The sequence below is a fragment of the Archangium lipolyticum genome, assembly GCF_024623785.1.
Taxonomy (GTDB): domain Bacteria; phylum Myxococcota; class Myxococcia; order Myxococcales; family Myxococcaceae; genus Archangium; species Archangium lipolyticum.
On sequence record NZ_JANKBZ010000002.1, the window covers coordinates 22,028 to 34,174 of the forward strand.

Consider the following 12,147-nt stretch of genomic DNA (forward strand, 5'->3'; position numbering starts at 1 on the left):
AATGCCCTGGAGGGCAGCCTGTGGCGTGTCTCCCCACTCCCTAGCGTGCGCTCCTGGCGGAGGTCGCATGTCACGGGGCGCACGGGGCTTGTTGTGTCTGGCGGCGGGTGGGGTGCTGCTGTCCTGCACCTCCACGGACGCATGGACCGGACCTCTGCCCGCGGAGTGCCGGGAGCCCGCCGCGGCGGAATCCACCGGGACGAGCCGGGTCGAAGAGGATGGGTTGCCGGTGTTCAACCTGTTCATCTCGCAGTCCCTTCCGGATGCGGACGGCTACTTCGTGGCGCGGCTCGTCTACCGCGGGCACTGCCAGCGGCTGTGGGTGAGGTTTCGCGGGAACACCTCCCGCTTCTTCCCCAAGCGCAGCTTCACCCTCGATTTCCCGAAGGATGCTCCCTTCGACGAGCCCCTCCTCGCGGGTGGCTTCACCGGCCGGCGCAAGGTGGTGCTCATCAGCCCCTTCAATGACAACTCATACATGCGGCACCGGCTCGCCTTCGCCTTGTGGAACCGGATGTCACCGGAGCACATCCAGGTGAAGACCTACAGCGCCGTCGTCTACCTGAATGGGAGCTACCAGGGCCTGTACACGGTGGCCGATCACCTCGACAAGCACCTGCTGGCGGCACAGGGATTGGACAGGGAGGGGGACCTGTTCAAGGGCTGGGGCGATGACGCCAACTTCTCCCCGCTGGACGTCGACGGCCATCCCAAGCTCGACCTGCGGCAGGGCTTCGAGAAGAAGGCCGGCCTCCCCGAGTCCGGCCCCGAGGCCTACGACAGCATCCGTGCGTTCACGGCCTTCGTGATCGATTCGAGCCAGGCGCGTTTCCGGGAGGAGCGCCACGCGTGGATGAACACACGCGAGTACGAGGATTGGTGGATCTTCTCCACGCTCGTCTTCGCCAGCGACTCCGTGTCGAAGAATGCCTATCACTACCGGGAGCGAGGTCCCGGAGGCCGGTGGCGTTACATCCCGTGGGATCTCGATGCCAGCTTCGGCCAGGACTGGGACACGCGGCGCAACGCGCCGGAGGATCCTCCCCGTTTCACGGCCAAGAACCACCTCTTCACCCGGATGCTGGCGGATCCCTCCATCGCGACGCCCATGCGCGAGCGCTACCGGGCGCTGCTCCAGGGAGAGCTGCGCGCGGAGGTGGTGCTCGGGCTCATCGACCAGTTCGAGCGGGAGGTGGCTTCCGCGGCCCGTCGTGACGAGGCCCGGTGGAGGGAGGAGTACCTGGGCTTCAAGCGGTGGAAGACCCGCACGGACTTCACCACCTTCGACGAGGAGGTGGAGTACCTCCGGTGGTGGGTACGGACGCACTGGGGGGCGCTGGAGCGTCAGCTCCCCTGAGCGCGGGACACGGCGGGGCGGGCCTGGCGCTTCGCGGCGGGGGCGGGCCGCGTCGTGGGCCGTGGAGGAGGGCGGGGCCGGAAGCGCTCGTAGGCGGTGAGCACCTTCTCCACGTAGAACTCCGTCTCCCCGTTGCGAGGCACGCGGCCGGCCACGTTGCCGGGCCCGGCGTTGTAGGCGGCCACCGCGAGCCTCACGTCGCCCCTGTAACGCGCGAGTTGCTCGGCGAGGTAGCGCGCGCTGCCGTCCAGGGCGGGCGCCGGCTCGAAGGGGTCCTCCACCCGGAGCTGGCTCGCGGTGGCGGGCATGAGCTGGCCGGGGCCCATGGCGCCCGCGGGGGAGATGCGGTGGGGCCGGGTGGCGGACTCCACCTCCACGAGCGCCCGCAGCAGGCCGGGCGGCAGGCGGTTGCGGCGCTCGGCGTCACGGATGAGGGGCTCGAGCTCCGGATGGCCCTCGAGGAGGCAGGAGGGACGGTGGCGCGCGTAGGCGGCCAGGGCGTGTGCCTTCTCCCGTAGGAAGGAGAGGGAGAGGGGAGACACGCGGGTATCGCCGAAGAAGGCCACCGCGAGATTGAGCAGCACGAGAGGGGCGAGGGCCCACAGCCCCACCTTCACCCAAGGAACCCCGCTGGCCCGTTTCCGCCGCACCACCTCCTTCCTTACGGGCGGCCGGGCTTCCCGTCCAACTTCCGGCGGCCGGACGGCGAGCCCTGGCGGGGCAGGCGCAGTCCATCCAACACGAGGGTGGTGAGCGCGTCGGGCAGCTCCAGGGGGTTGCCGACGTCCTCTTCCTCACTGAGGACGGCGAGCAGCAGGCGCTCCACCGCGCCCACCACGGCCAGGCCGCTGACGGCGGGGCGGATGGGGCGCAGCAGCCCGTGGGTGTGGGCCTTGCGGGTGATGTCCACCGCGTGATGGGAGATGAGGCGCGCCACCTCGACGAGCTTCACCCGGGCGCCCACCGCCGGCCCGCGGCACTCCTGGAGGTAGAGCCGCACCACGCCCGGGTGCTGGACGATGGCGCCGGCGATGATGGCGGCCACCGCGCGGTAGGCCTCGAACATGGCCTCCACGTCACGCGCCGTCTCCAACGCCTCGCCGCAGGCCACCAGCCCCTGGAGCAGCTCGCGGCGCACCGGCTCCAGGAGGAAATCCACCAGCGCCGCCTTGTCCTCGAAGTACCGGTAGAAGGTGCCCTTGGCCACGCCGGCCGCCTGGGTGATGTCGTCGATGGTGACGCCGTCCAGACCGCGCGCCAGGAAGAGCTCGAGGGCCGCGTCGCAGAGCACCTTCACCCGCTCGCGGCGTCTGGCCTCCCGGACTCCTCCCGGGGGGACCGGATGCTCCGAGGGCTTTCGGGTGGCCATGGCCTCGCTCCCCTCACAAAAGGTGACCAGGTAGTCATTCTTCTTGGTGACCAGATGGTCATTCTTCTTGGTGACCAGGTGGTCATCATTTCATGCGGGGCACCCGAGTGGGGGGTGTTCCAGGAGGAGGTGCGAGATGATCGGCATTCCACTGGGCCTGGTGTACTCCAATTTCGGGGAGTGGCTGCTGCACCGGTACGTGCTGCACGGGCTGGGCAAGAAGCGCGGGAGCTTCTGGAGCTTCCACTGGTACGAGCATCACCAGCGCTCGCGCCGCCACGAGATGGTGGACGAGCAGTACAGGGGGCCGATGTGGAAATGGGCTCCGCAGAGCAAGGAGGTGCTGGGGCTGGCGGCCGTCGTGCTGGGGCACCTGCCGTTCTTGAAGTGGGCTCCGGGCTTCGTGGCCTCGGTGTGGGCCTCGACAGTGCTGTACTACATCGTGCACCGGCGGGCGCATCTGGACCCGGAGTGGGCACGCGAGCACCTGCCGTGGCACTACGACCACCACATGGGGAGGGACCAGAACGCGAACTGGTGCGTGACGTTCCCGCTCTTCGACTACGTGCTGGGCACGCGCAGGAAGTACCTGGGAGCACCCGCGATGGCCGAAGCCCGGGTTCCCGCCGCCTGAGCTAGGCTGGGCGCTCTGGCGCCCATGACCTTTCCCGTCTTCATCCCCCTCGGCCCCTGGCGGTTGCACCCCCACCTCGTCTTCGAAGCGCTGGCGTACTTCCTCGCGGCCCGGCTCTTCTTCTGGCTGAAGCGGCGGTGGGCGGACCCGCTGCAGCCCGCGACGCGGCTGGGCGTGGTGGCGGGAGCGGCCCTGGGGGCGGGCCTCGGGTCCCGCCTGGTGCATGTGTTGGACGAGCTGCCCCTGTGGGCCGCGGGCCAGGTGACGAGCCTGCAGCTGCTCACGGGCAAGTCGCTCGTGGGGGGGTTGCTGGGAGGGCTGTTGGGGGTCGAGATCGCCAAGCGGATGCTGGGCGAGACGCGAAGCACGGGGGACCTCTTCGTGCTGCCGCTGTGTCTGGGCATCTTCCTGGGGCGCCTGGGCTGCTTCTTCACCGGGCTGGAGGACCACACCTATGGGCTGCCCACCTCGCTGCCCTGGGGCGTGGACTTCGGAGATGGCCTGAGCCGCCACCCCACCCAGCTCTACGAGGCCGCCTTCATGGTGTTGGTGGCGGCGATGAGCCTGGCGCTGCGCCAGCGTGAGGCCCGGGAGGGAGACCTCTTCCGCCGCTTCATGGTGCTGGACCTGGCCTTCCGCCTCGGAGTGGACTTCCTCAAGCCGGACCCCCGCCTCTGGCTGGGCATGAGTGCCATTCAATGGGCCTGTGTGGCGGGCCTGCTCTACTACGCGCGGGACTTCCCCCGGCTGTGGCTCCGGCGGGTCCAACCGGGCGCGGTGGTGGTGCTCCTCGTTTGTGCCACGAGCGTGCTCCTGTAGGCTGGCGGGCCCGCCCATGAGCCATCGCGTCCGCCCCTACCTCTTCTACGACACGGCCATCTCCATCTGCTCCACCTGCTACCAGCGCGTGGAGGGGAAGATCCTCTTCGCGGACGGGAAGGTGCTGCTGCAGAAGCGCTGCCCGCGTCACGGCTTCGAGCGGGTGCTGCTGGCGGACGACGTGGACTACTACAAGCGCGCCCGGGAGATCTTCATCAAGCCTCCCGAGCAGCCGCAGCGCTACAACACGCCCATCCGCTGGGGGTGCCCGTACGACTGTGGCATCTGCCCGGACCATGAGCAGCACAGCTGTCTGACGCTGGTGGAGCTGACCGACCAATGCAACCTGCGCTGCCCCATCTGCTACGCCTCCAGCGGTCCGGAGCGGCTCACCCACCGGAGCTTCGAGCAGGTGGTGCGCATGTTGGACGCGGTGGTGGCCAACGAGGGCGAGCCGGACGTGGTGCAGCTCAGTGGCGGTGAGCCCACGCTGCACCCGGACTTCTTCCGCATCCTCGAGGAGGCCCGTCAGCGGCCCATCCGCCACCTGATGGTGAACACCAACGGCATCCGCATCGCGAAGGACGAGGCCTTCGCCGAGCGCCTGGCGTCCTACCGCAAGGGGCTGGAGGTGTACCTGCAGTTCGACTCCTTCGAGCGCGAGCCGCTGATGTCCCTGCGAGGGGCGGATCTGCGCTCGGTGCGGCAGCAGGCGCTCGAGCGCCTCAACGCGTTGGATGTGAGCACCACGCTGGTGGTGACGCTGAAGAAGGGGCTCAACGACGGAGAGGTGGGCCGCATCGTGGACTTCGCGGCCCAGCAGCCCTGCGTGCGCGGCGTCACCTTCCAGCCCATCCAGGAGGCGGGGCGGCTGGAGGGTTATGACCCGGCCAGGGACAGGCTGACGCTGACGGAGGTGCGGCGGCGCATCCTCGAGCAGACGTCCCTGTTCGCTCCGGAGGACCTCATCCCGGTGCCCTGCCATCCGGACAGCCTGTGCATGGGCTACGCGCTCAAGCAGGAAGGCCAGGTGGTTCCGCTCACCCGGTACGTGCCACCGGAGCTGCTCGTGGAGGGGGCGCGCAACACCATCGTCTACGAGAAGGACACCCAGCTCCAGCAGCGCCTCTTCCAGCTCTTCTCCACCAACCACTCCCCCCAGTCCTCCTCGCGGAGCCTGTCGGACCTGCTGTGCTGCCTGCCCCAGGTCCAGGTGCCCGGGGGGCTGACGTACCGCAACGTCTTCAGGGTGCTCATCATGCAATTCATCGATGCCCAGGCCTTCGACCTGCGCAGTGTGAAGAAGAGCTGCGTGCACATCGCTCACCCGGATGGGCGCATCATCCCCTTCGACACCTACAACCTCTTCTACCGGGATGACCTGGAGCGCACGCGGCTGGCGCCCCTTCGCGAGGCCCTCGGCGCGGCGGGGTGGGTATGAGCCCGGTTCGCGAGCCCAGCCCTGGCGACGTGCTGCTGCGGGCGATTCTCGGCATGTTCCTCTTCTTCCTCCTCGGGGTGGTGAGCGCTGGCCTGGTGATCGCGGTGGCTTCCGCCGCCCGAAACAACCTCGTGTTCTGGTTGGGGCCGCTCTCCTACTTCGCCGTGCCCATCATCGCGTACGTGATGATGAGGAAGAGGACGCCACCCGAGCGGTCGGAGGGCAGCGGTATCGGGCTGGCGCTCTTCGTGGGGCTGTCCCTGCTGCTCCCCCTGGTCATCTGCGGCGGCATGCTCGCTTCCAGCAACATGAGGTGAGCGAGGGAGCGGGCGGGAGTCCCGGATCGCTCCTTGCTATGATTGAGCCTGCCGCCATGACTGCTCGCACTGAAAACCTGAATGTCGTCGGCTTCGATCACATGCCCTCTCCCTCGGAGATCAAGGCGAGGGTGCCGCTGACCGCACGTGCGGCCGACACCGTGCTCTCCGGCCGGCGCGCACTGATGGACATCCTGGACCGCAAGGATCCCCGGTTCTTCGTCATCGTGGGCCCGTGCTCCATCCATGATCCCGCCGCCGGCCTCGACTACGCGCGCCGGCTGCGCAAGCTCGCCGACACCGTGCGGGACACGTTCCACGTGGTGATGCGGGTGTATTTCGAGAAGCCTCGCACCTCCACCGGCTGGAAGGGCTTCATCAACGACCCTCGGATGGATGACTCCTTCCACATCGAGGAGGGCATGGAGCGGGGCCGCCGCTTCCTGCTGGACGTGGCCGAGGCCGGTCTCCCGGCCGCCACCGAGGCGCTCGACCCCATCGCCCCCCAGTACTACGGCGACCTGGTCTCCTGGACGGCCATCGGCGCCCGCACGGCCGAGTCCCAGACCCACCGCGAGATGGCCTCGGGGCTCTCCACGCCGGTGGGGTTCAAGAACAGCACGGATGGCTCACTGGAGGCGGCCGTCAACGGCATCCTCTCCGCTTCGCGCCCGCACAGCTTCCTGGGTCTGAACGAGGATGGCGCGTCGGCGATCATCCGCACCCGCGGCAACACCTACGGGCATCTGGTGCTGCGCGGTGGAGGCGGGCGGCCCAACTACGACACGGTCTCCATCTCCCTCGCCGAGCAGGCGCTCACCAAGGCGAAGCTGCCGTGCAACGTCGTCGTCGACTGCTCGCACTCCAACTCCTGGAAGAAGCCGGAGCTCCAGCCGCTGGTGATGCGCGACGTGGTGCATCAGATCCGCGAGGGCAACCGCTCGGTGGTGGGTGTGATGATCGAGAGCTTCATCGAGGCCGGCAATCAGCCCATCCCCGCCGACCTCTCGCAGTTGCGCTACGGCTGCTCGGTGACCGATGCCTGCGTGGGTTGGGACACCACCGAGGAGATGTTGCTGCGCGCCCACGAGGTGCTGCGCGAGGTGGTGTCGAAGCGCGGCGCGAAGTAGGTCCGTTCAGCGCAGGGTGTCCAACTGCCTGGCCTTGTCGCGTTGGGCTTCCTCGAGCTTCTTCGCCTCGTCGCGGGCCCGCTTGATGAGCTCGGTGGGGGAGGGGTTCTGAAGGTCCAGAGGCGCCTCGGCCTTGCCCGTACCGGCCGAGGCGGTGCCCTCCGGCCCGGCCTCGGGAGGCCGCGGCTCCCCGCTCGCGACGGGGGTGTTCGCGGGGACGATGCCGACCTCGGCCTTCACCGCCACCGCCCGGGACTGGTACCGGGTCGGAACCTCGCTGAGCGAGCTCACGAAGTGGCGCGTCCCCTTGCCGTCCTCGTACTGGTACATGGTCGGTGCGCTGGCGGTGCCCGCTCCCGCGGCCGGCTCCGGGAAGCCCTGGCCCTCGAAGCCCAGACGGACCGAGCGTCCGTCCACCGCCTCGAGCTCGACCAGCTTCCCATCGGAGGAGTAGCGCGGTGGCGTGCCGGGCAGGCCCGCCTCGCCCTTCACCCAGGCGAAGCGCGCGGTGGGCTCCCGCGCCTCGTCCAGCGCGCCGACGAGCTCCCCGGCCGTCGTACCCGTCACCCGCAAGCCGTGCTCGTAGAGCGTGGCGACCTCCACGTTCCTCCAGTCGCCCTGGATGGGGGCCGGGAACGGATCGATCACCACCACCCGCGTCCCCTCCGGGGAGACGAACTTGAGCTGCTCACGCCGGGCGATGCAGGTGTCCCAATGCGACACCACGCTCCTCTCACCCGATAGCGGGGAGACCGTCGAGACGAGGGTGCACCGGCGCTCCTTCCCGTTTCGCAGCGCGGTCTGCCGGACCTCCGCGTTCCCGTTCGCGGAGCGCGCCGACCACGTCTGATCAGGAACCTCCTCCCCCGCGGGCTTCTGGGGCTCGCCGGGAGCGCCTGGGAGCGCGGTCTCCGCACCCGGGGTGTTCTCCGGGCCGGGGCCGGCGGGTTGCTCGAGCACGCCCTCCGGCGTGGGAGCGTCCGCCGCCGGTCCGGCAGGGGCCGATTGCCGACAGCCGCTCAAGAGCAACACCACCACCAGACCTGTCGATCGCATGCGTCCTTCCGTCCTCCGCTTCGGGAGACGGGAGCGTACACGAGTCCATATGACGCCACCCTCCTGGGGGGACTCCAACTTCCCAAGAATTTTCGAGGCGCGCGGGAGGAAATCGCGGCGGCTGCGTTACTACCGTGGGCCTGTCCGGCTACTGGCTTCTGTCCTGGCAATCCTTGCCCGCCCTGGCAGGGCTTGCCCGAAGCACCCCGGCTCCACCGGGCAATCCTTGCCCGAAACCCCCCCGTTGCTGGCGGTTCCGGTGCTGGTGCGCCCCTTGCTCTGGGCAGGTGGGTCAGCCCTCGGTTCGAGGGCGCGTCGCCCGGAGCCTCGTCCCATGAATTCCATCTGCGTGTCGTCCCAGCCCACCGTGGCCGTTCTTCCCGGGGTCCTCGGGTTCCACGGCCTCGTCCAACAGCACGAGCGCGCGCTGCACGCCGTTGCCCTGCGCCTGTGCGGCAACGCGGCCGATGCGCGCGACCTGGTGCAGGACACCTTCGAGCGCGCGCTGCGCCACTTCGACCGCTTCCAGGAGGGCACGAATGGCCGGGCCTGGCTGTTCACCATCCTGCGCCACTGCTTCATCAGCCGGTGCCGCAGCCGGACGTGTGAGCGGCGGAGCGATGTCTCCGTGGAGGACATGCAGGAGCACCTCGCGGCCCCCGAGGCCGAGCCTCTTCAAGCCTGGGCGGCCTTCTCGCTCGAGCAGATCCACGCCGCGCTGGAGCGGCTTCCGGTGGAGTTCAGCGAGGTGTACCGGCTCCACTCGCTCGAGGGCCGCTCCTACGAGGAGATCGCCCGGCAGCTGCGCATCCCGAAGGCCACCGTGGGCACGCGGCTCATCCGCGCGCGGCGCAAGCTTCGCGATCTCCTGATGCCGCCGCAGGTGGAGGAGGGCGGCATGGGTTCTCGTGGAACGGGCTGGAGCGAGGGCCGGGCGCAGCTCCCGGTGTAGTGCGGGGATGGTCTCGTCCTAACGTCCCCCACGCTTGCGAGCGGGAGCGGCCTTGCGAGCGGGAGCGGCCTTGCGAGCGGGGCTCTTCGTGGCGCGCTTTCCGGCCGGGCGCTTCGTCGTGGCCCGGGTGCTCTTCCCGGTCTTGGCCTTCCTCGGAGTGCTCTTCCTGGCGGGCTTGCGGGAAGAGGACAGGAGCGCGTCCAGAGCCTTCAGCGCGTCGATGGTGGTGAAGATGCCCTCCACGCGGCCACCGCGGGCCACCACGGCGGAGCCGTACTTGTGCTCGGCCATGGTGCGGGCCACCTCGGAGAGCGAGGTGCCAGGAGGCACGGTGTAGGCATCCTGGGACATGGCCTCCTCGACGATGACCTCCTTGGGGTCCACGCCCTTGAGCGTCTCGATGAGGTGCAGATCCCTCATGGACACCACGCCCACGAGCCTGCCTCCCTCCAACACGGGGAGGTGGCGGATGGCGTGGTCGTTCATGAGCCGGTGTGCCTCGCTCAGGGGACTCTTCGTGCCGATGGTGTGCACGGCGCGGGTCATGAAGTCATCGACGACATGCGACATGGGGACAAACCTCCAGGGTGAACGTGGGGCGTCGGCCCCGATGATGCCATCAAGCCAGGAGAACGGGCGTGCTTCGTGACATGACTTCGCCGGTCATCTACAGTGAGGTGACCGCGTAGAACATGCAAGGGAGACCCAGCAATGCAGCCCGTGACCGCGCTACCCGGCTTCGAGCACCTGTTGGAGGTGTGTCAGAGGCGGGCCCATCCCCTGAAGCTGGAGCCACCGCTCGCGCCCGGGAGCCCCGTGGAGACGTACGTGGCGGGTCTGCAGATGGACTCACAACTGGCGGCGGTGCACGCGCGCGTGGGCTACCTGTGGGTGAGGGACGAGCTGTATCTGTTCCCGGAGAGGCACGAGCAGAGGCCCGACCTGCACCGGGTGAACGAGTACTGGCGGCGCGATTGGGCCGAGCCGTTTGGCTCGTTGCTCGTGTTCGCCAAGGATGACCGGCTGGCCTACGTCTATGCCACGGTGCCAGGGCTGGCGAGCGGGAAGGAACCCCAGCCGGTGGTGTGGGTCGACGTCTACGAGGCGCTGTATGCCGTGCCCGTTGCTTCGAGCATCGACCAGTTCTTCGACACCTACGCGCGCTACCTGGAGGCGGCGGACGGAGAGGAGGGTGAGCCTCTGCTCCGGGCCTTTCCCTGGAGTGCCACCGAGGTCATCGCCCGGGACCGGGCGCTGGTGGAGAGGATCCGGGCCGGGCACTTCGACTTCCTGATGCAGGCGAACGCCCGGGCGCGGGAGTGGACGGAGCGGTTGATGCGCGTTCGTTTCTGACGGTGGGGAGGAAGGGAGGTTCCCTCCCTGGGCTACGCTACGGGAATCATGCTCCGAAGCCTTGTCTGGAGAGGGCTGCTGGTGATGCTGGCTGTCCTGCTGATGGCGGGATGCGCGAGCGCGCGAGTGGCGGGAGCCGAGGGCAGCGGGGGTGGCCTGGGCAGGATGGAGGTCGAGGCTCAGGCGGACGCACGACGGGCGGAAGTCGAGACGGCTCTCGGGCACCTGTGGAGCGTAGCCGGTGAAGAGAAGAAGGTGGGGGCTCGGTTGGTCTTCACCTTCTGGGCCCAGAACGGGGCGTTGACGCTGCTGAGGTACCGGGAGGAACCAGGTCATCGAGAGGGCCGGCGGGTGGCGGAGGACTCCTTTGCCCGGCAACTGCGGCCTCTCCTCACCGAGTACGTACGCGGGCGCTCCGGAGAGGTGGTGCTGACGTTGATGAGGCGCGAGTCCGGTTGGGCGGTGGATTCCGATGCCACCGCCCAGGGCTCACGGCCACCAGAAGCCAAGACGCAGCCCGTCAACCGCCGTGGCGTACCGGCGGAGACATTGGCCGAGGCCTCGGAGGTTGCCTCCAAGTTGGCGAGCCTGTTGGTAGTGCCTTCTGGCGGAGCCGCCTCGCTGCGGATGGAGGTGGTTTTCGAAGATGATCGAATCACCGGATGGGAACACCGCGGCTATCAGGTGGTGGCGGGTGGCGGCTCACCTCGTGCGCTCTCCGAGGCGTTCGTGGAGAAGATTGCTCGAGTGCTGCTGCCTTTCACGCACGGCGTGGGCCGGCGCACGGTTGCGTTGGAACTACGGGGCGAAACCCGAGAAGGCGAGGCATTCGCGCACGGTCTGGTGCCGGAGGCGCGCACGCTTCACTTGATCCCGGAATCCAACGTGGATCCGGATTTCGCCGCCGAGTACCGCGCATTGCACGAGGACATCCTGCGCCGCTGGCGCGAGGGCGTGCGGGAGGGCGCGGAACTGTTGGCGCACTACTCGCTGGAGGAGATGTCCCTCTGGTTCGTGGGCGGCGTCCTGGCTCGCGGGACGGGTCTGCTCTTCGAGGCCGTCGCACCCATGGTCATGCGCGCACTGACTCGAGGCGGCATGGCTGCCGCTGGCTGGTTCCGCACCACGCTCGTCCGGCTTCCCCGAGCCGAGAGACATGCATTCGAGCGCCTCTGGATGAAGGTGCAGATGGAGGGTGGCGAGGCGCTTTCCCGAGCCGAGAGAGATGAACTGCTCGCGTTGATGAATCGTATCGAGCGGCTCATCCGGACACCGTTGAACGAGCACGAAAGGTCCGCGCTCAGAGATGCTGCTCGACGGTACTTCCAGAGGTCACAGCCCGTGCTCGAGAAGGCGATGAATATCAGAGGCCCATATGAAATCCATCACCGCTGCCCTCTGGAATATGCCCACCTCTTTCCGGCGGAGGACATCAATGCTGGCGCGAATCTCAAAGCAGTGGGTCAAGAGGTTCATCAACGAATCAGCAGTGTCTGGACAGAGCTCCGGAAATATCGAAGCGACGTCAGTCGTGCTGATGTGGAAAGAGTGACGTCCATCATTGATGAGCAGTTTGCTCGTTGGTATGAAAAGCCATACGCGCGAGGTGATTCTACCTCGGAGCTGGAAATGGCCATGAATGCCGCCAAGCGAGAGGTGAGGAGTCTCTTCCCCAGTCCGTGAAAGGAACACACGAGATGCGACCCGACTCTTCACTGC

General features: G+C 68.2%; 13 protein-coding genes. 9 read left to right on the top strand and 4 right to left on the bottom strand.

Going from position 1 to position 12,147, the window contains the following annotated elements; all coding sequences use genetic code 11:
- Positions 1-67: 67 nt before the first annotated feature.
- A complete protein-coding gene (locus NR810_RS03730; RefSeq protein WP_257447836.1) occupies positions 68-1,357 on the top strand; it encodes a CotH kinase family protein in 1,290 nt (429 codons plus the stop codon).
- On the opposite strand, the gene NR810_RS03735 is transcribed toward NR810_RS03730, so the two are convergent.
- On the bottom strand, positions 1,345-2,007 hold the full coding sequence (locus NR810_RS03735) for a lytic transglycosylase domain-containing protein (RefSeq protein WP_257447838.1): 663 nt from the start codon (positions 2,005-2,007) through the stop codon (positions 1,345-1,347). The two genes, NR810_RS03730 and NR810_RS03735, sit on opposite strands and share 13 nt — an antisense overlap.
- Positions 2,008-2,018: 11 nt before the next feature.
- On the bottom strand, positions 2,019-2,726 hold the full coding sequence (locus tag NR810_RS03740; protein WP_257447841.1) for a TetR/AcrR family transcriptional regulator: 708 nt from the start codon (positions 2,724-2,726) through the stop codon (positions 2,019-2,021).
- 136 nt (positions 2,727-2,862) lie between these two features.
- Between NR810_RS03740 and NR810_RS03745 the strand changes: the two genes are divergently transcribed.
- From NR810_RS03745 to NR810_RS03765, 5 genes are read left to right on the top strand one after another with little or no spacing between them, the layout of a single operon-like run.
- On the top strand, positions 2,863-3,360 hold the full coding sequence (locus NR810_RS03745) for a sterol desaturase family protein (protein ID WP_257447853.1): 498 nt from the start codon (positions 2,863-2,865) through the stop codon (positions 3,358-3,360).
- Positions 3,361-3,384: 24 nt separating this feature from the next.
- Complete coding sequence (locus tag NR810_RS03750; protein ID WP_257447856.1) at positions 3,385-4,179, top strand: prolipoprotein diacylglyceryl transferase; 795 nt, start codon at positions 3,385-3,387, stop codon at positions 4,177-4,179.
- Between the two features lie 16 nt (positions 4,180-4,195).
- Positions 4,196-5,620 carry a radical SAM protein gene (locus NR810_RS03755; protein WP_257447860.1) on the top strand — a complete coding sequence of 475 codons (1,425 nt, stop codon included), beginning with the start codon at positions 4,196-4,198 and terminating at the stop codon, positions 5,618-5,620.
- Positions 5,617-5,937 carry a hypothetical protein gene (locus NR810_RS03760; protein ID WP_257447863.1) on the top strand — a complete coding sequence of 107 codons (321 nt, stop codon included), beginning with the start codon at positions 5,617-5,619 and terminating at the stop codon, positions 5,935-5,937. The genes NR810_RS03755 and NR810_RS03760 overlap by 4 nt, the downstream gene beginning before the upstream one ends.
- Positions 5,938-5,993: 56 nt before the next feature.
- Positions 5,994-7,067 (top strand): 3-deoxy-7-phosphoheptulonate synthase, encoded by a 1,074-nt coding sequence (locus NR810_RS03765; protein ID WP_257447866.1) that lies wholly within the window; start codon positions 5,994-5,996, stop codon positions 7,065-7,067.
- Between the two features lie 6 nt (positions 7,068-7,073).
- Here NR810_RS03765 and NR810_RS03770 read toward each other — a convergent pair whose 3' ends face one another.
- Positions 7,074-8,123: a hypothetical protein gene (locus tag NR810_RS03770; RefSeq protein WP_257447869.1), complete on the bottom strand. Its 1,050-nt coding sequence runs from the start codon at positions 8,121-8,123 to the stop codon at positions 7,074-7,076.
- Between the two features lie 334 nt (positions 8,124-8,457).
- Here NR810_RS03770 and NR810_RS03775 point away from each other — a divergent pair, with 334 nt between their 5' ends.
- The gene (locus tag NR810_RS03775) at positions 8,458-9,075 is read left to right on the top strand and encodes an RNA polymerase sigma factor (RefSeq protein ID WP_257447872.1); all 618 of its coding nucleotides are present in this window, start codon (positions 8,458-8,460) and stop codon (positions 9,073-9,075) included.
- A gap of 18 nt (positions 9,076-9,093) precedes the next feature.
- Here NR810_RS03775 and NR810_RS03780 read toward each other — a convergent pair whose 3' ends face one another.
- A complete protein-coding gene (locus NR810_RS03780; protein ID WP_257447889.1) occupies positions 9,094-9,645 on the bottom strand; it encodes a CBS domain-containing protein in 552 nt (183 codons plus the stop codon).
- A gap of 141 nt (positions 9,646-9,786) precedes the next feature.
- Between NR810_RS03780 and NR810_RS03785 the strand changes: the two genes are divergently transcribed.
- On the top strand, positions 9,787-10,428 hold the full coding sequence (locus NR810_RS03785) for a hypothetical protein (RefSeq protein WP_257447891.1): 642 nt from the start codon (positions 9,787-9,789) through the stop codon (positions 10,426-10,428).
- 81 nt (positions 10,429-10,509) lie between these two features.
- Positions 10,510-12,111 carry a hypothetical protein gene (locus NR810_RS03790; RefSeq protein ID WP_257447893.1) on the top strand — a complete coding sequence of 534 codons (1,602 nt, stop codon included), beginning with the start codon at positions 10,510-10,512 and terminating at the stop codon, positions 12,109-12,111.
- Positions 12,112-12,147 lie beyond the last annotated feature (36 nt).